A 22,093-nucleotide genomic window follows, 5' to 3' on the forward strand; every position below is an offset into this window, starting at 1 on the left:
TCTAGAACAGGATGCAAATGTTGGGGGCGACGAGCACGAACTGATCGAGTTCCATCTTGCGCTCGAAGATCTGCCAGGTGGAACCGACGCGGCGCAGCTTGTCGCGTCGCGTACCGACGAAGGAATAGATGTCGGTCTGCTTCGAGGCACGGTGGATATGATAGTTGCTCGCCGTCTCGACGACTTCGCCGTCATAGGAGAGGACGCGCAGATTGGCGACGAGGTGGCGTGTGCGAGAAGGCGGCTCCTCCGCCCAGGCCATGCCGGTCTCGAGGCGCGCGACACGGCGTTCGAGCTGGTACTTGTCCTCGTTGAAGATGTAGGTCAGCGGCGGGTGCACGCCGCGACGCCGGTCGCGGGTCTGCGACTGCGTGTTCGTCATCAGCACGTAGCTGACATCCTCGGCGAACAGTTCGAGCCAGTCGCGGAAACGCCAGTCGTCGAGCAGCGAGGCCTCGAAATAGAGGAACTGCTCGATCTCCCGCTGCAGTTCGAGCGGCACGCGGTAGATCTCCGCCGCGAGCTTCTCGAGCTTTTCGTTGGTGAGCGGCGCCTTGTCCAGTGTCGCGAGATCAGACATTGGTCAGCTCCTTCTCGGAGGCCTTGGCGAGAGCCTCGATCTCGCCCCAGTTCTCAGCCGACATCATGTCGGCCCAGTGCTGGTAGAAGCCACGCGCGGCCGTCTCGGCGAAGGTGTAGTTGGTGAGGCCCGGAATACCGTCGGTGCGGCGCTCCTCGAAGCCGCGTCCCATCTGCATGCAGAAATCCGTCTTGCGGGCGATATGCCCCTTGAGCACCTTCTGCACCTCGACCCAATTTTCCGAATCGTCCTGCTCCAGGAAGCCCGCCGGACCGAAGGAACGGGCGTGGCTCTTGACCAGGGCGTCCTTGACGTCGTCCGGCATCTCCTTGTCGCCGAGGCAGAACGCCCAGACCTCGATCTTGTCCGGACCGCGCGGGTGCCAGACGCGCAGCGTCTGGGTGCCGTTCAGCCAGGAGAGCGTCGGGAACATGGTGTTGTGGCCGGCGAGGCGCTTGGCACGGACTTCGCCGAGGCGTTCGACGGCCTCCGGATAGTGCTCGCGGAAATAGGCCGAGACCTGTCCACCGACCCAGACATTGGCGTCCGGCTTGCCCGTGAAGAAGAAGGCGGAGCCGTGGCCATTGCCGGAGAACTGCACGCCGCCCAGCGCATCGGCCCAGACTGGCTTCGCGGTCTGGCCCTCGCCGAGTGGCGAGCCGTCGGCCTTGTTCGCGGTCGTGGGCTGCAGCACCTGGATGGCGGAGGCGTGGGTATAGGGGGCATGATACTGGTCGGAACAGAACTGCTCGGCAGCGAATTTCCAGTTGCAGTCGATCGTCCATTTGTGGACGCCGCCCAGCACCTCGGTCCCGCCGGCACGACGGTCGAGGAAGCCGTCGAGATACCACTTCATGTCGCCCATATAGTCTTCGAGATCCGGGGCGGTGGCGTCCCAATTGCCGAAGATCAGGCCCTTGTAGGTCGCGACCCGCGTCACGCGGGTCAGACCCCATTTCGATTTGTCGAGCTGGTCGCGATAGGCCTCCTTCTCGAGCGGCACCGAGTTGAGCGCGCCGTCGAGACCGTAGGACCAGCCGTGATAGGGACAGGTGAAAGCGCGCGTATTGCCGCCATCGGCATGGCAAACGCGCATGCCGCGATGCCGGCACTGGTTAAGATAGGCGTCGACCGAGCCGTCTTTCTGCCGGACGACCAGTATGGCATCCTCGCCCATATAGGTCGTGAAGAAGTCTCCGGCCTTCGGGATCATGCTTTCATGCGCGAGGAACAGCCAGCTGCGCGCAAAGATGCGCTCAAGCTCCAGCCGATAGATGTCGGGATCCGTATAGATCGCCGGCTTTACGGTGCCTTCGCGGGAATTGACAAGGGAACGGACATGCAACAAGTCGTCCACAGCGCTCCTCCTAGCGTTGTTGCTCTTCTTGAATTCCTCGAAACTGCACAGAGCGCGCGGCGGATGGAAATACTTTATAACTTGGACAGTAAGAGCTTTTAGGTCTAAATAAGCCTATGGAGCTGAGACATTTGCGTTATTTCGTGGCGGTCGCCGAGGAACTGAGCTTCACGCGGGCCGCTGAGCGGCTGCATACTGCTCAGCCTTCGCTCAGCCACCAGATCCGCGATCTGGAGGACGAGGTCGGGGTGGAGCTTCTGTCGCGCAACAAGCGGCATGTCGCGCTCACCGAGGCCGGTCGCGTCTTCCTGGACGAGGCGCGCCTCGTGCTGGCGCAGGCGCAGCGCGCCTGCCAGCTCGCCCGCCAGGCGGCAGGGCCGGCCCGGGCGACGCTCAATGTCGGCTTCGTGCCGGCGGCCGAGGTGAAGATCTTCCCGCGCGTCCTGCCGCTGATGCGGGCGAGCATGCCCGGCCTCGCCATGACGTTCCAGAACCTCCCCACCGGCGCACTCGAGGACGGGCTCCTCGACGGCTCGATCGACATCGCCTTCATGCGTCCGCCGCTGCACGACGACCGGCTGGCGAGCGAGACTGTGCTGGAAGAACAGATGGTTGCGGTGATCCCGGCCGACCATCGGCTCGCGGCGAAGGCGGCGATTGCAGCGCGCGATCTCTCGGGAGAAAACCTCGTGCGGATCAATCCGCGGCAGGCCGGCGTGCTGCATGGGATCACGCAGGACTGGCTGGGCGCGCATGGCGTGGTGATGGGCAGCGGCCAGGAGGCGGACAATGTGCTGACGCTGCTGACGCTGGTGAGCATGGGCGGCGGCGTCGCGCTTCTTCCGGACTATGCGAAGGAACTCGTCTTCCGCAACGTGACGACACGCCCGCTGGCCGACCCGGCAACCCCCGCACCGCTGATCATGGCCTGGCGGCGCGCCGATCCATCAAAAGCCGCCACCACCTTCCGCACATTCGTCTGCGACGCCTTCGGGGTGACTGGGCAGGAGCAGGGGGAGAGGCTTGGGCGATAGGCGCGCATCCTCGAGGTCTCGCAGCGTCGCCGCTGCCTCGCCGGAACGTCCGGCATGTGCGGGCAGGCTGCACCGACCGAACCTGATCTCGGTCGGTGCAGATTTGATGGAGCGGGGTGGGATCAGACCTGCCCGACGGCGCCGCGCCTCTGGGCCGTCATCTTGCCATCGATCTCGCCATCCTCGGTGAGCGCGACGCCATAGACCGATTCGGCGCGTTCACGGCTGATCCAGCCTTCGCGAACATCGTGCAGGACGCGCGCCGGATCGCGTTCATGCGGATGGCCATAGCCGCCGCCACCACCGCTGATCGAAACCATCGTCTCATCAGGGCCGATCACGACTTCGGCGCAAGCGGGAACCGGTTGCAGCGAGCCATCCGCCAGGCGACGGAACTGGGCCGAGCGTGCGCCGGCGAGGCCGCCTCGTGTGCCGAGCGCGGGATTGACATTGCCGTCGCTGACATAGGCGACCGTCATGGCGCAATCGACCGGCGCGAATTCCGAATAGGCGCCGAGCGCGCCACGGAAGCGGCCGGCACCTTCGGAATCCGGGATGAGCCGGCGCTGGTGCACGAAGATCGGGTGGCGCAACTCGTCAATCTCGATCGAGTCCTGGTAGCACATGCCGGCATTGCCGACATGGAGGATGGTGAGCCAGCCATCCGTCCAGGGCGTACCCGCCCCGCCCGTACAGCCGAGATAGACTTCGTTCACGAAGGGCTTGCCGTCATGCACGCCGGAGACGACGCCGCAGGAGGGCGGTATCAGCGCGCCGGTCTCCGCCTGGCCGAGGCCATCGGCGAGTTCGGCGATCGCCGCCTGGACCGGATTGGCGACGCGGTCGGCGATGTTGGTGGTCGCGACCGAGCATGAGGTCGGGTGGCGCGGCCGGCCGACGACGCAGCCATCGCGCAGATGGATCTTGATCCGACGGAAGCTGCCCTCGTTCTTCGGCACCGTGTGATCGATCGAATTGAAGATGCCGATCATCGGCGCCGACAGCGAACAGGCCTCCGACAGGTTGAGCCCGTTCGGCATTGAATCGGGATTGTCGGTCATGTCGACCTCGATCATCGCCTCGTCGGGCTTGACCTCGACCGTCGCCTTGATCGTCACGCCTTCGGCCGGCGTGCCGGGGAAGGCGTCATGCGTGCTGGTGCGGGTCACGCGGCCCTTCGGCAGGGCGCGGATCACCTCGATCATGCGCTTTTCGCTATAGTCGAACCATTGCCGCGAATAGTCTTCCAGCCGGTCCCAGCCGATTTCCTTGCCGAGCGCGAGGATCTCGCGTTCGCCGACGCGGGCGGCCCCCAGCGTAGCCAGATAATCGCCCCACCACTGGTCCGGAACACGGATGCGCATCTGGCACATGCGGATGATGTCCATCACGTGCTGGTAATTGTCCTGAACCTTGACGGCCGGGAAGATCAGCGCGCCCTCATTATAGACGTCGACGGCGGCGCCCATATAGGTCGTCGGCAGCGAGTTGCCGCAATCGGCCTGGTGCGCCTTGGCGAGCACGGTGAACCGATGCACGCCCTCCTCGTCGATGATCGGGATCAGGATCGAGTGATCGGCTGGATGCGTGCAGCCATGGTAGGGCGAATTATGGAGGAAGGCGTCGCCGCGCTTCAGCACCGGATGATTGTCGGTCATCGTGCGCGACATGATGTCGGGCCCGCGCAAGACGTGGTTCGGCAGGCTTTCGGCGGTCGCGAGCAGCTCGTGCTTCGCCGTCAGCACCACGCAGGAGAAATCGCGCGCGATGGTGAGAATGCCGGAGCGTCCGGTCCGGTGCAGCGTGTTCGCCATCTTGCGGGCAATGCCCTCGAAGCGGGCGGTTAGTACGGCGAGCGTCGAGCCGTCCATGGTCTTGGTGGCAGAGGCGTTGGCGCCAGTCATGGTGTTCTCTCCGCTCAGACTTCGATGACGAGATTGCCGGATGCGTCGCGCCAGGCCTTCGCGCCGGGATCGATGACGATCGATGTGAAATCGGATTCGACGATGGCCGGGCCGGCCAGCGTCTCGCCCTGCGGGATCGCTTCGAGCCGCCACACATCGGCGTCGATCCAGTCGGTGCCGAGGAAGCGGACCGGCCGCGAGGCGAGCTTCGCCGGGCGGCCATCGGCGGCAAGACGGCCCGGGACGCCGGAGCCGATGCGGCAGCGGACCTCGGCGTTCCAACTCACCGTTTCGATGCCGGCCTTGTCGTCGCTGACGGCAAAGATGTCCTGGTGCATCTGGTGGAAGTCGGAGACGAGCGCGCCGACATCATCGCCGCCGGCAAAGCTCGGCACGCGAAGCGGCACTTCGATCTCCCAAGCCTGGTCCGTGTAGCGCGCCTCGGTCGACCAGTCGATCTCGACGCCCTTTGCGCCGGCACCCGGACCGGCCGCGAAGGCGTCGCAGGCCTCCTTCAGCCCGGCAAGAACCCCGTTGACGCCCTCGATATCGAAGGCATCGCTGCGCGTGTGGAACATCGCCTGCTGGTGGGCGGTCAGGTCGGAGATCAGCGCGCCAGAGGCCGAGAGCGCAGCACCTGCCTCGGTCACCAGCACGCGCTTGCAGCCGAGGCGCCGCGCGATCGCGACGCAGTTCAGGCCGGCGGCGCCACCGCCGGCGACGAAGGTCGCCTGCGTCGGATCGATGCCCTGGTTGACGGTGATATCCATGATCGCCTGGACCATGTGCTCGGTCGCGAGCGCCACGATCACTTCGGCGGCCTCTTCGACGGTCTTGCCGAGCGGCTCGGCGACATCGCTACGGATCGCATCGAGTGCGCCGGACTTGTTCAGCGCCATCTTGCCGCCGAGAAAGAACTCGGCATCGATGAAGCCGAGCGCCACCGAGGCGTCTGTGAGCGTCGGCTTCGTGCCGCCACGGCCGTAGCAGACCGGGCCGGGCACGGCGCCGGCGCTCTTCGGGCCGACATGGAGCAGTCCGCCCCGGTCGACCCAGGCGATCGAGCCGCCGCCGGCGCCGATGCTCTTCACGTCGACCGAGGGCATGCCGGTCATGTGGCTGCGGAAGGGCTGGCCGAGCCAGGTCTCGCGGCTGCGCGGAATACGGCCACGGCGAACCAGCGAGACGTCGAAGGTCGTGCCGCCGGTGTCGCCGACGATCAGCGTCTCAGCAGCGTCGTCGGCGCCATAGGCCTTGGCGGCGACCGGAGCCATGCTCGGGCCGGAATTGATCAGGTGCACCGGCGCTTCCGCGACGCGCGCCGCATCCATCACGCCGCCCTGCGAGGTCACGACCAGCACGCGGCCATGAAATCCCGCCTCGCGCAGGCGCTGTTCCAGGCCGCGCATATAGGCGCCCATGATCGGCTTCAGCGAGGCGTCGATACAGGTCGACGAGGCGCGACGATATTCGCGGATCGACGGGTTGATCTGGTGCGACAGCGTATAGGGCACGCCGGGGAGGTGCTTCTCGATCAGCGCGCCGACAGCGAGTTCATGCGCCGGATTGACCACCGACCAGAGGAACGAAACACCGATCGCCTCAACGCCGGCGGCCCGGACTTCTTCAAGGATGGAGACGACGGCGTCCTCGTCGAGCGACGTCTTGACCGCGCCCGAGACGGTGATGCGCTCCGGCACTTCGTAGGTCAGCGCGCGCGGAACATAGGGCTCCGTATAGGGCACGGTGAAATTGAATGGCTCGATGCGCCCGCCTTCGCGGAAGACCAGCGTGTCGGGATGGCCCTTCGTGGTCAGGAAGGCCGTCTTCGCGGTCGATCCGGTGACGATCGCGTTGATCGCATGCGTCGTTCCGTGGACCAGGATCTCGCCACGGCCGAGATAGGCGTTCAGGTCTTCGCCTGCCGCCTCGGCCGCGATCCTGAGGCTGTCGATCACGCCGGCGACCGGATCGGAGGGCGTGGTCGAGGCCTTGTGCATGCTGAGCACGCCCTCTTCGGTCGCGACCATCAGATCCGTGAAGGTGCCGCCCGTATCGACGGCAAAGCGAAGGCCCATATTCGGCTCCAGATAGAAGAAGGAAGGCGCGGCGCAGTGCGGCCGCGACTATAGGGTCAAGCTCAGAGCGAACGCACCACGAAGCTCGGCGCGGGCGTGGCGATCATGCGGTTGCGCAGCGGACGGCCGAAATCGGGCACGTCGATCTCGAAACTGTCGCCCGAGCGGGTCTCGACGCCATTGGCGCAGCTCAACAACGGCGCGCCGAAGAAATAAGCATGCAGGTCGCCTGGCCGGCGGAACATGTCGTAGCGGAAATGGTAGTGCTCGAGATTGCGGACCGAATGCGACATGTTGCTTTCGCCGCTCAGGAATTCGCCCTCCCAGAGCGTTTCTCCATCGCGGATGACGCGGATCTTGCCCCTCGTATCCTCGGGAAGATCACCGACCAGTAGTTCCGGCCCGATCGAGCAGTCGCGCAGCTTCGAATGGGCGAGATAGAGATAGTTGAGCGCTTCCGTGACCTGATCGGAGAACTCGTTGCCGAGCGCGAAGCCGAGCCGCCAGGGATTGCCGTCCGGGCCGATCAGATAGAGGCCGACGATCTCGGCCTCCTCGCCGCCCGCCAGCGCGAAGGCGGGCATCGGAATATCCGTCTCCGGCGGCACGACACAGGTCCCGAGCCCCTTGAAGAACCATTCCGGCTGCACGCCGACTTCGCCTTCCGCAGGCTTGCCGCCTTCGAGGCCCATGCGGAAGATCTTCATCGAATCCGTCATGTCGGCATCGGCGCCATGGGCGATCTCGTGCATCTTGTCCCGCGCGTCGGCGCTGCCAATATGGGTCAGGCCGGTTCCCGTGATCCAGAAGCGAGCGGGCTCCGGGTGATCGAGCGGGGCAAGCAGCCGACCTTCGGCGATGATCTCGTCATAGCTGACGGGCGCCTCGTGAGTGGCGGCCGCCACGGCCGCGGCAAGGCTCACGCCGCGCTCGATGGCGCTGCTGGCGAGATCATAGACCGTGGTCGATCCGGCGAGGGGCACGATGAAGGCGCCGCCTTCATCGGGAAAGCCGACTTTCCGCTCGCCCGAACGGCTCTTGAACTGCACAAGACGCATGGAATGCTCCGAGAAGATGGAATGAGGGGCGTTGGGCGCGAGGCGCGCCGCGCTCAATGGGAGTTGCGGGGAATGCCGGCACCGCGCGGACCGGCGAGGAAGCCGAAATCGGCGCCTTCATCTGCCTGCAGCACGTTCTGGACGTAGAGGCTCTGATAGCCGGAGGCCGGCGGTACCGGGGGCTGCCAGAGAGCGCGGCGCCGTTCCAGCTCCGCGTCCGGGACATCGAGATGCAGGCGGCGCGCCGGCACGTCGAGCTCGATCATGTCGCCTTCCTGCACCAGTGCCAGCGGACCGCCGGCGGCGGCCTCGGGAGCCACATGCAGGACGACCGTCCCATAGGCGGTGCCGGACATGCGGGCATCGGAAATGCGCACCATGTCGGTGACGCCCTCAGCGAGGAGCTTGGGCGGCAGGCCCATGTTTCCGACCTCGGCCATGCCGGGGTAGCCACGCGGGCCGCAATTCTTGAGGACCATCACGCTGTCGGCGTCGATATCGAGATCCGGATCGACGATGCGGCGCTTGTAGTCCTCGATCGTCTCGAAGACGACGGCACGACCGCGATGCGTCATGAGGCTTGGCGTGGCCGCCGAGGGCTTCAATACGGCGCCCTGTGGCGCGAGATTGCCGCGCAGCACCGCTATCCCGCCCTGGTCGGCAAGGGCATTGTCGAATGCGCGGATGACTTCGGTGTTGTAGTTCGGCGCGTCGGCGACGTTCTCCCAGGCCGATTGGCCCGAGACGGTCGGCGCATCCTTGTTCAGCAGGCCGTGCTCGCCAAGCGCGCGCATGACGGCGGGCAGGCCGCCGGCATAATAGAACTCCTCCATCAGGAAGCGCCCGGAAGGCTGCAGATCGACGATGGTCGGCACATCGCGGCCGAATCTGTCCCAGTCATCGAGGCCGACATCGATGCCGATGCGCCGCGCGATCGCGATCAGGTGCAATACCGCATTGGTGGAGCCGCCGATCGCGCCATTGACGCGGATCGCATTCTGGAATGCCGCAGGGGTGAGGATCTTGGAGAGCGTCAGATCCTCATGCACCATTTCGACGATGCGCCGACCCGTCAACTGGGCGAGAGCATGGCGGCGCGCATCGACGGCCGGGATGGCCGCGTTCTGCGGCAGGGCGATGCCGAGCGCCTCGGCCATGCTCGCCATCGTCGAGGCGGTTCCCATGGTCATGCAACTGCCGGCCGACCGGCTCATGCCCGCCTCGGCGGCCATGAACTGGTCGACCGTCATGCGGCCCGCCTTCACCTCTTCATTGTAGCGCCAGACCACGGTTCCCGAGCCGATGCTCTCGCCGCGATAATTGCCGTTCAGCATCGGGCCGCCCGACAGCACGATCGTCGGCAGGTCGCAGGAGGCGGCGCCCATGACGAGGGCGGGCGTGGTCTTGTCGCAGCCGACCAGCAGCACGACGCCGTCGAGCGGATTGGAGCGGATCGACTCCTCGACATCCATCGAGGCGAGGTTGCGATAGAGCATCGCGGTCGGCCGCATGTTGGACTCGCCGAGCGACATGACCGGGAATTCGAGGGGCAGGCCGCCGGCCTCGTAGACGCCGCGCTTCACCCGCTCGGCCAGATCGCGCAGATGCGCATTGCAGGGCGTCAGCTCGGACCAGGTGTTGCAGATGCCGATCACGGGGCGACCGTCGAACGCATCCGCCGGCATGCCCTGATTCTTCATCCAGCTTCGATGCATGAACGCATCCTTGCTGGTGCCGCCGAACCAAGCCTGGGATCTCAATTTCTTTGCTTCGGCCATTGCTCACGCCTGGATTTATGATAATGTTCGGCTATGCAGAACAACGTTCTGTTATACAAATCGTTAGGACAGGCTGCGGATATTGTCAACCGACCTCCTGGCTCGCTATCGATGGCGGGTCGACGGGTCTCTGCCGGAGCCTGAGGACGCATGACCGAAAGGGCGCATTGACGTGTCGGAAACCACCGAACCTTCAGACGACAAATATCCGCTGCGCAGCGTTGGCCGGGCGCTGGATGTGCTGCAGGCGCTAGGTGCCGGCAGCGGCAACGGCATGAGCGTCGGTGAAATCGCCGAGGCGATCGGCGTCTCGCGCTCGACGGCCTTCACGCTGCTGCAGACCATGGTGGCGCGCGGTTTCGTGGCGGATACGCGCATTGGCGGCGCCCGGCTCTATCGTCTCGGGCTCACTCTGGTGCATCTGGGCGACCGCGCCGTCGCCGAGATGGGAATCACCCAGATCGCAACGCCGATCCTGCAGCAATTGACCGATGCGACGCAGCTGACCTCACGCCTGGCCGTGCTCGACGATGGCTATGCGGTGGCGATCGGACGCGTCGATGCGCCGGGACCATTCCGCATGACCGCTTCGCTCGGCCGTCGGGAATTGCCGCATTGTTCCTCGGTCGGGAAGTCGCTGCTCGCGCGGCTGCCGAGCGAGCAGGTGATGGCGATCCTGACCCGCCTCGGCATGCCGCGTCGCACCGAGCACACGCTCACCTCCCAGGCCGCGCTGATCGCGGATCTGCGCGAGACGGCCGCGCGTGGCTATGCCTTCGACAATGAGGAAGACAATATCGGCGTCGTCTGCGTCGGGGCCGCCGTCTATGACCGGACGGGCGATGCGGTCGCGGCGATCAGTGTCACCTGCATGAAGCTCGGCCGCAGCGAGGATGATCTGCACCAGCTCGGCTCGGCGGTCCGCGCCTACGCCGATCGGATCAGCCTCCTGCTCGGCGGTCCGGCTCATTCCGCCCTGCCGCCTCTGGCCTAGCGGCGCATATCCATCGATTGCGAATTGACGCGGCGGTCCCCTTGGGACCGGTCGCGGCCGGCTGCCCTCGGCCCAAGCCCAATTGCGCGCCGCGCTCACAAAATGCGCTCGGGCTCATATTGACAAGACGACTTCGTCCGATAGAGTTCTAGTGCACAAAACATAGTTCTGTCTAGCAGAACAAAATTCCAGATGAGAACGGAGCTCCCTATGTCCTTCCTTCGAAGCCATATGCTCGCCATGGCCGGTCTGGCCCTGGTCGCGAGCGTCTCGGGCGCGGGCCTCGCCGCCAATGCCGCCGAGAAGACCGTCCCGGATGCTGCGAAGACGCACCAGATGCCCTGGGGCGAGTTCAAGCTCGCGCCGCGCATCGTCAAGAAGCTCGAGGCAGGCGAGAAGGCGAACATCATCGTCGGCATCGAGGGCACCGGCATTCCGATCCAGGGCGCCGAGATGCGCATCGGGACCAAGAAGGGCTGCGAGACCGCCAACACGGAGCTCTCCGCCGATTGCCGCATGGTTGGCCCGGTCAATCCCGACACGACCAAGCAGTTGGCCGAGCTCGAGACGCTGCTGAATTCCGGCCAGGTCGATTGTCTCGCGCTGCAGCCGCCGCTGCCGAACCAGTTCACCGGCATCATCAACAAATATGCCGACGCGGGCATTCCGGTTTTCACGCTCAATATCGACGCGCCGAAGGCCAAGCGCTTCGCCTTCTACGCGCTGAATGAAGTTCAGGCTGGCACGATCAACGGCGAAACCACCGCCAAGCTGATCAAGGCCAAGGGCATCAAGGTCGACCAGATCGCCATGGGCAGCGGCGCGCCCGACCAGCCCTGGGCACAGGCCCGCATGGAAGGCTTCATGGCCGGCTACAAGTCGGTCTTTCCGGATGCGAAGTTCTTCAACGACGTGAAGACCGGCATCCCGACCGGCAAGAACTTCACCACGCAGGAAGTGCTCAATTCGGTCACGCCGTTCCTGACCGCGCATCCCGAGGTCACGCTGTTCTTCCACACCGACCAGGGCGTCGAAGGCGTGGGCAATGTGATCCGCAATCTGAAGCTGAACGGCAAGGTGTTTGCCGCCGGCTTCAATGTGAGCGGCGCGATCCTCGACGCCATCGGCGATGGCACGACGCTCGTGACCATCGACCAGGGCTTCGACAACCAGGCCCAGGCGCCTGTCGAGCAGTGCGCCAAATATCTCGCCACCGGCGAGACGCCGGCTGATCCGCTGCAATATCTTCGCCCGATCGTCATCACGCAGGCCGGCGGCGAAGCCGAGCTCAGCGTCGATGCCGGCCGCGAGCGCCTGAAGGCCGCCGCCCACTAGGCACAGGCACGACTGATCGCCCGGCGCGGAGATTGTTCAATCTCCGCGCCGTTCTTCTAAGCTCTCTGCTTTCGTCGCCCGGAGCCAACATGCCCAAATCCCTTTCCGCCCTCCTGGGCACGCAAAAAGTCTTGAACAGCCTCAGGACGCTGGGTCTCGCCCTGGCGATCGTGCTGATCGCCCTGATTGTCCAGTCGCAGCGCTCGGCCTTTCTCAGCCCGGAAAACATGCTGACGCTGGTCCGTTCCATGGTCGCGCTCGGCATGGTGGCCTTCGCGCAGATGCTGGTGATCCTGCTCGGCGAAATTGATCTCTCGGTCGGCGCGGTCTACGGGCTCGCCGGCACGGTAGCCGCCACGCTGTGGCTCGGCGGGGGAAGCCTGCCCTTCACGACGCCGCTTCTCGTCGCCTTGGCAGCGGGCCTCGGCGTCGCGTTGTTGACCGGCCTCGTCAACGGCTTCCTGACGGTCCGGGCCGGACTTCCCTCCTTCATCACCACGCTCGGCATGCTCAATGTCGCCGACGGGCTCTCGCTGATGATCAGCAATGCGACGACGTTCACGCCCGCCTATAACGATCCGCTGCCGCCGGCCTGGGAACTGTCCTTCTTCCACGGTCTCGGCGGAGCGCTGATGGCCTATGACATTCCGGTCGAGACGCTCTGGCTGTTCGGCGCCTTCATCCTGTTCTGGGTCCTGCGCCACCGCACCGTCTTCGGCTTCCGCCTGGTCGCGATGGGTGGCAATGCCGAGGCCGCGCGCGTCGCGCGCCTGCCGCTCAAGAAGTACAAATATGTCGTGTTCCTGCTCAGCGCGCTGATGGCAGGCCTCGCCGGCATCATTGACTTCTCCTATGTCGGCTCAGTCGGACCGACCCAGTCGAGCTCGCTGTCCTTTCAGGTGATCGCCGCCGTCGTCATTGGCGGTGCGAGCCTGAATGGCGGACGCGGCACCGTGGTGGGTACGTTGCTCGGCGTCATTCTCCTGGCCCTCCTCAACAATGGCCTCGCGCTCCTCGGCGTTGGCTCCTTTGTCCAGCTTCTCTTCATCGGCCTCGTCACGATCGGCGCCGTCTGGCTCGACCTCGTTTCGCAGAAGCTGATCCGCAGCGCCGGCCAGCGTTCGGCGCGCACGGGGGCGGCGACATGATCCGCCTGACCGGGAAGGCCATCACCAAGCGCTACGGCGCGACGCGCGCGCTGGACGGGCTCGACCTCGATCTGGCCTCGGGCGAGATCATCGGCATTGCCGGACCGAACGGCGCCGGCAAGAGCACGCTGATGCGCATGCTCGCCGGCGAGGAGAAGGCCGACAGTGGTGAGATCGTGCTCACGCGTCCCGATGGTCCGGTGCAGGAGGTCTGGCGTCGCGTCGCCGTCGTGCACCAGGAGCCGCATGTCTGGCCCAACATGACCGTCGAGCAGAATCTCGCCGTCGGGCGGGAAGGGCGCTGGTTCGGTCGCGTCGCGCCGGACCCTGATGCAGCCGGGGCCGTGCTCGAACGGCTCGGCATTGCACAGTTCGCGCATCATGAACTGGCGGATCTCTCGCTCGCCGTCCAGCAGCGGGTGGAAATCGCCCGGGCCATGCTGAGCGATGCGGATGTCTATCTGTTCGACGAGCCGAATTCGGCGCTGACCGAGCAGGAATCGGAAGCCCTCTTCGCCACCATGGGTGAACTGGCGGCCGACGACCGGATCGTGCTGCTGATTACCCATCGCCTCAACGATTTCGTGCGCAGCTGCCAACGCGTCCTGGTGCTGCGCGACGGGCGGATCAGCGGCGAGATCAACGGCGCCGCGATCAGCGAAACGGCGATTGCAGCACAGTTGACGGCCACGCATGCGTCTCAGGAGACGGCCAGCACGGGATCCGGCCGCACGGCGCGATCGGTCCAGTCGTCCAAGCCTGTGCTGCGGCTCGATCGCTGCTCCGACCGGCTCGGCGCCTTCAACGCCGTCTCCATCGACCTGATGCCCGGCCGCATTGTCGCGCTCTCCGGTGTCGAAGGCTCCGGCGCGCGTGAACTCGCGCAGGCGATCGGCGCTTTCCGCCCCATCCACACCGCCGATGGTTCGAAGCTTCGTTCCGATGCATCTGTTTCGTATCTCGCGGCGAGCCGACGGCACACCGTCTTCCACAATATGAGTGTCGGCGAGAATCTGGCGGCCCGGTTGGGCGGAAACGTGATTGGCGGGCGCGGGCGGCTGCTCGATCCGGCCAAGATCGAGACGCTCGCCCGGCGCAGCATCACCCGCTACCGCGTCAAGACCGGCGGAACCGAGCTGCCGATCACCGCGCTCAGCGGCGGCAACCAGCAGAAGGTCGTGCTCGGCGCGGCGATGGAGCAGAACACCGACATCATCGTCATCGAGGAGCCGACACGCGGCGTCGATATCTCCAGCAAGGCCGATATCTACGAATTGCTGCGCGATTTCGCCGCCGAGGGCCGGTCGGTGGTCGTGTTCTGTACCGAGGTGCAGGAGATATTCGACGCAGCCGACGAGGTCGTCGTGCTGTCTCGCGGCGCGATCGTCGGTCGCATCGACATGGCCGGCATAGCCGACATCCCAACCCTCGCCGACCTGCTGGCACGCTATGAGAGCGGCCCAGCCAAGGTGAAGGCCGGCTAGTTGTCGGATCGAAGGGGGCCGTTCATCAGGGCCGGAATGCGATGCTGGGCCTGCGAAGCCCACCAACTCTGACGGATTCGCTCGACCGTCGGCGCCTATTTCGGCTCTGCGAAGATCCTCGCCCAGTCGTTCTTCATGCTGATCACGGTCCATTTGCGAGATGCGGCCTCATCCATGAGCGACTGGCTGAACGCGCCGACCTTGGTGTCCGGCAGGCCATTGGCCGGGCCATAGGCGAATTCACGCACGGCGTCATCATGGAGCACGAGAAGGCCCAGGCGTGCACCATCGCCGGCGGTCGTCCATTCCAGCATCTGGCGATCACCGTCGGAATTGCCGAAGGCGATCAGCGGACGTTTGCCGATAAACATGTTGATGCCGACGGCCTTGCCGACGCCGTCATCGACGAAGAACATCTTCGGCTCGCGCATCAGGACCGGCTTGCCGTCCTTGTACTCATAATTGGTCACGGTGCTGGAGCCGACAATCTGCTCGCGCGGGATGCCATAGACCGCGTTGGCATAGGGGCGAACGAACTCCTGCCCACCGCCGGTCACGATATAGGTGCGGAAGTCGTTGGCGCGCAGATAGCTCATCACTTCCAGCATCGGCACATAGACGAGGTCCGTCACCGGCCGCTTCAGGATCGGGTTGCTCGATCTGGGCAGCCAGTCCTTGACCAGCGTCTCGAACTCGGCGGTGCTCATGCCGGAATGCGTCACGGTGACGATCTCCAGCCAGTCCTTCTCGCTGAACTTGCTGATCGCGGCGGAATCATTTGCGAGCACCGACTGGAACGGTTCCGTGTCTTTCCATTCGGGATGCTGCGGCGCCATGGTGGCGATCCGGTCGAGCGCGAAAAGAGCCTGGCTGTAGAGCGGATGCTCCGCCCAGATCGTGCCATCTTGGTCGAACACCGCGATGCGGTCGGCCGGCTCGACAAAGTCGGTGCTGTCTTTCGTCGTCGTTGCGGTGACGAGCCGAATGATCGCCTGCTTGGCGGCGCCGTCGTTCCAGGACGGCAGCGGGTCCTGCTGCGCCGAGGCGGGAAACGGCATTGCGGCAAGGCCGGCAATCACGACCAACGCGGCCATGAGCGACCGGCGATTGATCCCTCTCCTGATCGGATTGAGCATCGGTTTCTCCCTCTGTCGCCGAAAGCTCCGACCGGGCGGTCCCAGCGGACCGTCCGACCGGATGAATGAGGTGGCGGGACCCGCTACCAGGGCCCTGCTATCGGTCTCGGCGCGCTCCTGCGGCCTTCGCCTGAGCGCTGACCTCAGCCCGGTGGCAGAGAAGAGTGCCTCGCGTGAAACCGGCCGGCTCGTCCGAGACTATGGAGAAATACAGCAAGCTCATTCAGACTTGAGCGAGTATCCCCCGCGCAATCCTTCAGAGCGAGGCCTATTCCGGCCCAATCATGCTCTCGAATGACGAGCGTTTCAAATATCCGCCGGATGCGCTGGAGAAGCAGGACTTCTCGCTGCCGCTGCCAAGGGGTCATTAAGCCCTGCGATGCGCCCGGAAGACTGGCAGGGGAGGAGAAGCCCGCCGATGCCCTTTTGCCTGGAGCACCAGGCGGCCTACACTGGTGTGGGACTTGGGGGTGCTGAGGGGAATCGGCCATGCGGCTTGATCGGGCAATCTGGACCGGAGCGACGGCGCTGGCGGTCGGCGTCCTCACGGCCGGCCTGATTGCCCTTGGCGGCGTGCTCTTCGTCCAGGATTCGGCAGCCGAGGTCGCCGGTGCGCCGCTCGGCCCAGGCGGCATCGGCGCGCTCACGAGCATGGCGCCGGCCGGCTTCGTGGGGTCGGCCGCCTGTGCCAATTGCCATGCCGTCGAGACCAGGGACTGGCTCTCCTCGCGGCACGCGCATGCCATGAGCCGCGCAACGCCCGAGACGGTGTTGGGCGATTTCGGCGGACCGCGCATCGAGCACAAGGGCTCCTCGGCCCGCTTCTTCCGCGATGGACCGCGCTACATGGTGGAGACTGACGGGGCGAGTGGGCGCAGGGAGACGTTCGAAATCACCGACACGTTCGGCGTCTATCCGCTGCAACAATATCTCGTCACCTTCCCGGACGGCCGCCGCCAGGCGCTGCCCTTCGCCTATGACACGCGCCCAGCCGCCCAAGGCGGCGAGCGCTGGTTCCATCTCTATCCCGACCAGATGATCACCGCATCCGATCCGCTGCACTGGACCGGCGCAATGCAGAACTGGAACTTCATGTGCGCCGAGTGCCATTCAACGGCACTGCGCAAGAATTACGACGCGGCCGCGAACCGCTTCGACACGAGCTTTTCCGAGATCAGCGTCGGCTGCGAGGCCTGCCATGGTCCGGCACGCGGGCATGTCGCATGGGCAGAAGGCGGCCGCAGCCCGGCCGACACGCTCAAGGGGTTCGCCTCGGTTGCCGCGTCCCGCCCGGCGCCGGACTGGAGCATCGACCCGGCCAACGGCAGTCCCGCCGCAGGCGTCTCGCGTCCGGCGGGTGACGAGGTCGAGACCTGCGCGCGCTGCCACGCCCGGCGCGGCATCCTTTCCGAGGATTGGCAGCCGGGGCAGCCGCTCACGCAGACGCATCTGCCGAGCTATCTCTCCGAGGGGCTGTTCGATGCCGACGGCGTGATGAGGGACGAAGTCTTCAACGACCATTCCTTCAAGCAGAGCCTCATGTATGCGAAGGGCGTGATCTGCAGCGATTGCCACGAGCCTCACTCGGCCAAGCTGCGCGCGCCGGGCGCCGCCGTGTGCGGCCAGTGCCACCAGGCGGAACGCTTCGAAACCACCGCCCATACCGGCCATACGCCCGGACCGAACGCGCCCGACTGCATCTCCTGCCACATGCCGGCCCGCACCTACATGGTCGTGGACAAGCGCCACGACCACTCCTTCCGCATTCCTCGCCCGGACCTCTCGGTCGCCCTCGGCACGACGAACACCTGCAATGCTTGCCACGCCGACAAGACGGCGGGTTGGGCGGCCGCGGCCATCGAGCGCTGGCACGGGCCGGAACGAAAGGGGTTCCAGAGCTGGGCGTACGCTTTCCATCAGGCGCGGGCGGGCGAGCCGGAGGCGCGCGACAAGCTGATCGCGCTGGCAACGGCGCCCGCGGTGCCGGCCATTACGCGGGCAACAGCCGTCGCCGAACTCCAGGCATTTCCCTCTATCGCAACGGAGGAGGCCGTCTACAAGGCCCTGTCCGACCCCGACCCGCTGGTGCGTATCGCCGCCCTGCAGGGACAGGCCGGACAGTCGCTCGAGCGGCGCTGGCTGCGCGTTTCACCCCTGCTCTCCGATCCTGTCGCCGGGGTACGCATCGAGGCCGCACAGCAGCTCGCCGACCAGCCACTCGCGGCTCTCACGCCTCCTGACAGGGAAAGGCTGCAGGCGGCTTTTGGCGCCTATGAAGCAGCGCAGAGGCTCAATGCCGACCGGATCGAGGCACGCGCTGCACTCGGTGGCTTCCTGCTGCGCAGGGGCGATGTCGCGGGCGCCGAGGCGGAGTTCCTCGCCGGTCTGAAGCTCGAGCCCGGCGCGGCGGCGTTGTCGGTCAATTTGGCCGATCTCTATCGCGCTGAAGGCCGGGAACAGGAAGCGCAGGCTGTCCTGCGCCGGTCGATCGGCATCGTTCCCGATGCCGCCGGGCCGCACCATGCGCTCGCGCTCTCCCTGATCCGGCAGCGCAACTATGCCGAGGCGATCGACGAGCTGGAGCGCGCCTGGCGCCTGGCCCCGGAGGATGCGCGCTATGGCTATGTCTACGCCGTGGCGCTCCAGTCTCTCGGCCGGGCGGCGGACAGCCAGGCGGTGACCACCGAGGCGCTGCGCCACAATCCGAACGACGTCGACCTGCTCTCGCTCGCCCTCAACGACGCCCTCCAGGCCGGCGACGTCGCGCGCGCCCGCGCCTACGTCGCCAAGCTGGCCCTGCTGCGGCCAGACGACACCGAAATCCTCCGCCTGAAGAACCACCTCCGCTGAGAGGCACCGACCTCGTTCTCGGGCTGGCGGATCGGTTTCACCATGTGGATAATGCCGCTGATCGCGCGGCGATCATCAACCCGACGGGCGCCGCGTCGACCTCGGGGCAGCAACGGCTCGGTCTTTGTTCCCGCCGATCGAACAGCCGGTAGACGCGCCTCATCACGGGGGCTCCTGGGAGCCCTTGATCAGAACCTGCAAAGTTCCGCCGCTATCAATTGAGTACGGACGCTCATGCGACAGCCAATGACGCGATGGTCCCCAGGCGGCCCCCGGGCCCGTTCTTCTGGTTCGGCGTCGGATCCGGAGCCCCGCAATATCGTGCGCCGAGTTCGGATATTGGGTGCAGGCTGAGGGGGGCGGCTTGCTCGTCCGCTTGCCGCAGGCTGGTCACCGCACCGCCCCGCATGGGGGTCGGGCACAGGCTCATGCTGATTGGCCCTCGGTGGATGCCAGTTAGGGCTTCGGTCTATGTCGGCTGCGGCGCCCGCGGGGGAGGGCGGACGCCGCGCCGGTCGTCAGATCGTTTGCCATCGAGAGCCGATGGTCGATCGCGGTGTTAGTTGATGTCGATATTGTCACGGTGCGCCGGATGCGGGTCGTAGGCGTTGACGCCCTGCGATCCGTTATGGAAGACGCCGACCCGTTCACCCGGGAGAAGACCACGGAGCGACGCCGGATTGTCGAAGTTGAAGGTTTCGCCGGACTGGAGGCCGAGCGTTCCCGTCGTGGAATTGACGGAACTAATGATGCCAGTCGTCTGTTCGGCATAAGCCGCAAAGGAACAGGCAAGAAACACTGCAGTGGCAACGCCAACGGACATCAGCTTGATCATTTTTCATATCCTCTAATATTGTGTTGAACAGATCAGGTATTGCCTCATGGCGTCCTGATCTGTGGAGATATTATGATCGTGAGGCGATGCGTTGAATCATACACAAGGATCATGTAGCTATATTTTGTTTCATGACGCATGGACCAAAGTCTTATTCACGGGCCTCGGTGCCTGGGACGACGCTGCGCTCGCGGAGACGAAGTCGCGGGGATGTGGTGACGTTCCCAAGTGGGAAGCGAAGGCCGTGAAGCCCCGCCGTCCGGTGTCGTGGCCGAGAGTTCGCAGTGTCGTTCAATTGCTGCAATCACGATCCCGTCAGGTTGTTCGAGGCGTCCGGCCTTGCCCGGTCAGGATGCGCGGGGCGACCCGCGCCAAGATCGTGACTGGCTTCGGTCGTATGAGACGGTTCCCAATCGGCAACCGCAGCGATTATGATCGATCACCGGGAACGTCACGTCGCTTGAACCGAAAGGGCGCCCGATGGCGTCGCGTCATGCTCGCGCCGGCAAGACTCCTCTACGACGTGTTCCAGAGGTCGAAGATGACAGAGTTTTCTTGGCAATTGCGAACCGCGCCGATCGACTGGGTGTCCGATGATCCGCAGCTTTCAGGGAATTTCGCTCCGATCGGGCCCGAGATCGCGGCGGACGATCTGGAGGTCACGGCCGGCGCGATTCCACCGGAGCTTTCCGGCGTCTATATGCGCAATGGCCCCAATCCCGAATTCAAGCCGATCGCCTACACTTATCCGATGGATGGCGACGGGATGATCCACGCGGTCTATTTCGACAATGGTCGCGCGCGCTACAGGAACCGCTTCGTCCACACGCGCGGCCTCGAAACGGAACGCCGCGCCGGCCGCGCCGTCTATGGCAGCGTGATGCGGCCATTTCCCGTCGATCCCGCCCTGGTCGGCCCGCATGGCGATCCGGGGCCGGTCAAATCCGGCGCCTATATCAACATCCTGCGGCATGGCGATCATCTCATCGCGCTCGGCGAAGCCCAGCCGAGCTACGAGATGACGATGGAACTCGAGACGATCGGGGAGTGGCGGGCCGGGACCGACAGCGTCATCGAACTCGGCGCGCATAATCGCCGCCATCCGACGACGGGGGACCTTTTCGCGCTCGCCTATTCCGTGTTCGAGCCCGTCGTCACCTTCCACCACATCGACAGAGCGGGACGGCTGAAGCGCAGCTTTCCTGTCACGCTCTCCATGCCCAGCATGATCCACGACTTCGTGCTGACCGAGCGGACCATCGTGCTGCTGGTCGGGCCCGTGGTCTTCGATGTGGAGGCACCGGCTGCGGGTAAGCCGTTTCTGCAATGGCGGCCTGAACTCGGCACGCGCATCGGCCTGATCCCGCTCGATGGCACTGCGCCGCGCTGGCTCGACGCGGAGCCGTTCCATGTGTTTCATTTCGCCAACGGGTTCGAGCGAGGCGAAGAGATCGTGGTCGATTTTGTCCGCCACCAGAGCTTCGGCGTGCGGTCGGGCGGGGGTGATCGGCCGCCGATGCTGCATCGCCTGGTGATCCGTCCGGGACATTCCTCGGTCGATGAGACGCCCCTCGCCGATTTCATGACCGAGTTTCCGCGCATCAACGATCGGCACGAGGCGCTGCCGAGCCGCTTTGCTTATCTGCCGACATTGACGGAGACGTTCGGCATCGATCATCCAGCACGGGCGATCTTCAACGCGCTCGTCAAGGTCGACACCGAGACGGGCGCCACCGTCCGCCATGATCTCGGCAACCGGATCGCCGGAGAGCCGGTCTTCATCCCGAAACCGCATGAGACGCGCGAAGATGCCGGCTATCTCGCCGTCTATGCCTATGACCCTCAGACCGCGTCGAGCGATCTCGTGCTGCTCGATGCCGAGCACCCGGACTCTGATCCGGTCGCTGTGATCCGCATGCCGCAGCGCGTTCCGCAGGGCCTGCATGGCAACTGGATGGCTCGGTCTTGAGCCGCGAAGATGCCGCGCCCGATCGGCCGCCGATCACCGCCATCGTCTATGAGGACGGCCGTGTCTTCGAGGGGCTGCTCAGGGACGCGACCGACGCCATGATCGTAGCGGGGCTCTCCCTCGCGGGGCTGCTGCAACAGAGCAATCTCCGGCTCGGCCGGCAGAAATGCGACATGGTCCTGCATGATCTGGCGACCGGCGTGCTGCATCCGATCTCGGAGGATCGAGGGCCGGGGGCGCAGGGCTGCTCGCTTGACCGCGACAGCTTCGTAAGGGCCTGCATGGCTGCCGGAGCGGGATTGACGGAGCGGACGTCGTGCCTCGTGCTCTGCAAATTCGGCAAGATGGAGGTCGAAGGTGGCGGCGTCCGCATGCTGATCGAGGCCGCGCTCGAACGGGGCGTACCAGTCTGGATCGGCGTATCCCAGGGCAATCTCGTCCCGTTCAGGGCGTTTGCCGGCGCTCTGGCGCGGGAGATCTCCATCGCCGACATGGCCTCGACCGTGCGCCTTCTCCTTTCGGAACGTTCCGCCGTTGAAGCGTCGCACTGAAA

At 65.3% G+C, this 22,093-nt stretch carries 16 protein-coding genes and 1 pseudogene; 8 read left to right on the plus strand and 9 right to left on the minus strand.

Going from position 1 to position 22,093, the window contains the following annotated elements; genetic code table 11:
• Nucleotide 1: 1 nt before the first annotated feature.
• Both hcaF and hcaE read right to left on the minus strand, forming a co-directional pair.
• A complete protein-coding gene (gene hcaF / locus QO014_RS16095) occupies nucleotides 2-580 on the minus strand; it encodes a 3-phenylpropionate/cinnamic acid dioxygenase subunit beta (protein WP_266349731.1) in 579 nt (192 codons plus the stop codon).
• On the minus strand, nucleotides 573-1,937 hold the full coding sequence (gene hcaE / locus QO014_RS16100; protein ID WP_266349732.1) for a 3-phenylpropionate/cinnamic acid dioxygenase subunit alpha: 1,365 nt from the start codon (nucleotides 1,935-1,937) through the stop codon (nucleotides 573-575). Before hcaE ends, hcaF begins: the two co-directional genes overlap by 8 nt.
• 131 nt (nucleotides 1,938-2,068) lie before the next feature.
• Between hcaE and QO014_RS16105 the strand changes: the two genes are divergently transcribed.
• Entirely contained in the window at nucleotides 2,069-2,971 is a 903-nt protein-coding gene (locus QO014_RS16105; RefSeq protein WP_266349733.1) for a LysR substrate-binding domain-containing protein, read from the plus strand.
• A gap of 122 nt (nucleotides 2,972-3,093) precedes the next feature.
• Here the strand turns inward: QO014_RS16105 and QO014_RS16110 are convergent, their stop codons facing one another.
• The 4 genes from QO014_RS16110 to araD form a co-directional block, all read right to left on the minus strand.
• Nucleotides 3,094-4,875 (minus strand): hydantoinase B/oxoprolinase family protein, encoded by a 1,782-nt coding sequence (locus QO014_RS16110; protein ID WP_266349734.1) that lies wholly within the window; start codon nucleotides 4,873-4,875, stop codon nucleotides 3,094-3,096.
• A 14-nt stretch (nucleotides 4,876-4,889) separates the two neighbouring features.
• A complete protein-coding gene (locus QO014_RS16115) occupies nucleotides 4,890-6,953 on the minus strand; it encodes a hydantoinase/oxoprolinase family protein (protein WP_266349735.1) in 2,064 nt (687 codons plus the stop codon).
• 62 nt (nucleotides 6,954-7,015) lie between these two features.
• Nucleotides 7,016-8,011 carry an AraD1 family protein gene (gene araD1, locus QO014_RS16120; protein ID WP_266349736.1) on the minus strand — a complete coding sequence of 332 codons (996 nt, stop codon included), beginning with the start codon at nucleotides 8,009-8,011 and terminating at the stop codon, nucleotides 7,016-7,018.
• Between the two features lie 53 nt (nucleotides 8,012-8,064).
• On the minus strand, nucleotides 8,065-9,789 hold the full coding sequence (gene araD / locus QO014_RS16125; RefSeq protein ID WP_266349737.1) for an L-arabinonate dehydratase: 1,725 nt from the start codon (nucleotides 9,787-9,789) through the stop codon (nucleotides 8,065-8,067).
• 172 nt (nucleotides 9,790-9,961) lie between these two features.
• Here araD and QO014_RS16130 point away from each other — a divergent pair, with 172 nt between their 5' ends.
• The 4 genes from QO014_RS16130 to QO014_RS16145 all read left to right on the plus strand — a co-directional run bounded on the left by QO014_RS16130 (nucleotide 9,962) and on the right by QO014_RS16145 (nucleotide 14,750).
• Nucleotides 9,962-10,783, plus strand: coding sequence for an IclR family transcriptional regulator (locus tag QO014_RS16130; RefSeq protein ID WP_266349738.1), 822 nt, complete (start codon nucleotides 9,962-9,964; stop codon nucleotides 10,781-10,783).
• A 210-nt stretch (nucleotides 10,784-10,993) separates the two neighbouring features.
• Nucleotides 10,994-12,118 (plus strand): sugar ABC transporter substrate-binding protein, encoded by a 1,125-nt coding sequence (locus QO014_RS16135; protein WP_266349739.1) that lies wholly within the window; start codon nucleotides 10,994-10,996, stop codon nucleotides 12,116-12,118.
• Nucleotides 12,119-12,207: 89 nt separating this feature from the next.
• Nucleotides 12,208-13,266 (plus strand): ABC transporter permease, encoded by a 1,059-nt coding sequence (locus tag QO014_RS16140; RefSeq protein ID WP_266349740.1) that lies wholly within the window; start codon nucleotides 12,208-12,210, stop codon nucleotides 13,264-13,266.
• Nucleotides 13,263-14,750, plus strand: coding sequence for an ATP-binding cassette domain-containing protein (locus QO014_RS16145; protein ID WP_266349741.1), 1,488 nt, complete (start codon nucleotides 13,263-13,265; stop codon nucleotides 14,748-14,750). Before QO014_RS16140 ends, QO014_RS16145 begins: the two co-directional genes overlap by 4 nt.
• A gap of 95 nt (nucleotides 14,751-14,845) precedes the next feature.
• Here the strand turns inward: QO014_RS16145 and QO014_RS16150 are convergent, their stop codons facing one another.
• A complete protein-coding gene (locus QO014_RS16150; protein WP_266349742.1) occupies nucleotides 14,846-15,886 on the minus strand; it encodes an HAD family hydrolase in 1,041 nt (346 codons plus the stop codon).
• A gap of 489 nt (nucleotides 15,887-16,375) precedes the next feature.
• On the opposite strand from QO014_RS16150, the gene QO014_RS16155 reads away from it, so the two are divergent.
• A complete protein-coding gene (locus tag QO014_RS16155; protein ID WP_266349743.1) occupies nucleotides 16,376-18,736 on the plus strand; it encodes a cytochrome c3 family protein in 2,361 nt (786 codons plus the stop codon).
• A gap of 35 nt (nucleotides 18,737-18,771) precedes the next feature.
• Here the strand turns inward: QO014_RS16155 and QO014_RS16160 are convergent.
• A pseudogene (locus QO014_RS16160) lies at nucleotides 18,772-18,849 on the minus strand (IS5/IS1182 family transposase); the annotation flags it as partial.
• 446 nt (nucleotides 18,850-19,295) lie between these two features.
• Nucleotides 19,296-19,571: a hypothetical protein gene (locus QO014_RS16165; RefSeq protein WP_266349744.1), complete on the minus strand. Its 276-nt coding sequence runs from the start codon at nucleotides 19,569-19,571 to the stop codon at nucleotides 19,296-19,298.
• Nucleotides 19,572-20,112: 541 nt separating this feature from the next.
• On the opposite strand from QO014_RS16165, the gene QO014_RS16170 reads away from it, so the two are divergent.
• Entirely contained in the window at nucleotides 20,113-21,540 is a 1,428-nt protein-coding gene (locus QO014_RS16170) for a carotenoid oxygenase family protein (protein WP_266349745.1), read from the plus strand.
• Nucleotides 21,537-22,091, plus strand: coding sequence for a DUF2478 domain-containing protein (locus QO014_RS16175; protein WP_266349746.1), 555 nt, complete (start codon nucleotides 21,537-21,539; stop codon nucleotides 22,089-22,091). Before QO014_RS16170 ends, QO014_RS16175 begins: the two co-directional genes overlap by 4 nt.
• Nucleotides 22,092-22,093 lie beyond the last annotated feature (2 nt).

This window comes from Kaistia dalseonensis (genome assembly GCF_030814715.1).
GTDB lineage: Bacteria > Pseudomonadota > Alphaproteobacteria > Rhizobiales > Kaistiaceae > Kaistia > Kaistia dalseonensis.

Bases quoted from the DNA above. Each gene is read 5' to 3' on its own strand.
- QO014_RS16140 (WP_266349740.1), top strand. From the start codon at position 12,208: ATGCCCAAATCCCTTTCCGCCCTCCTGGGCACGCAAAAAGTCTTGAAC.
- QO014_RS16135 (WP_266349739.1), top strand. From the start codon at position 10,994: ATGTCCTTCCTTCGAAGCCATATGCTCGCCATGGCCGGTCTGGCCCTG.
- QO014_RS16110 (WP_266349734.1), bottom strand. From the start codon at position 4,875: ATGACTGGCGCCAACGCCTCTGCCACCAAGACCATGGACGGCTCGACG.
- QO014_RS16165 (WP_266349744.1), bottom strand. From the start codon at position 19,571: ATGATCAAGCTGATGTCCGTTGGCGTTGCCACTGCAGTGTTTCTTGCC.
- QO014_RS16145 (WP_266349741.1), top strand. From the start codon at position 13,263: ATGATCCGCCTGACCGGGAAGGCCATCACCAAGCGCTACGGCGCGACG.
- QO014_RS16170 (WP_266349745.1), top strand. From the start codon at position 20,113: ATGACAGAGTTTTCTTGGCAATTGCGAACCGCGCCGATCGACTGGGTG.
- araD1 (WP_266349736.1), bottom strand. From the start codon at position 8,011: ATGCGTCTTGTGCAGTTCAAGAGCCGTTCGGGCGAGCGGAAAGTCGGC.
- QO014_RS16150 (WP_266349742.1), bottom strand. From the start codon at position 15,886: ATGCTCAATCCGATCAGGAGAGGGATCAATCGCCGGTCGCTCATGGCC.
- hcaF (WP_266349731.1), bottom strand. From the start codon at position 580: ATGTCTGATCTCGCGACACTGGACAAGGCGCCGCTCACCAACGAAAAG.
- araD (WP_266349737.1), bottom strand. From the start codon at position 9,789: ATGGCCGAAGCAAAGAAATTGAGATCCCAGGCTTGGTTCGGCGGCACC.
- QO014_RS16115 (WP_266349735.1), bottom strand. From the start codon at position 6,953: ATGGGCCTTCGCTTTGCCGTCGATACGGGCGGCACCTTCACGGATCTG.
- QO014_RS16155 (WP_266349743.1), top strand. From the start codon at position 16,376: ATGCGGCTTGATCGGGCAATCTGGACCGGAGCGACGGCGCTGGCGGTC.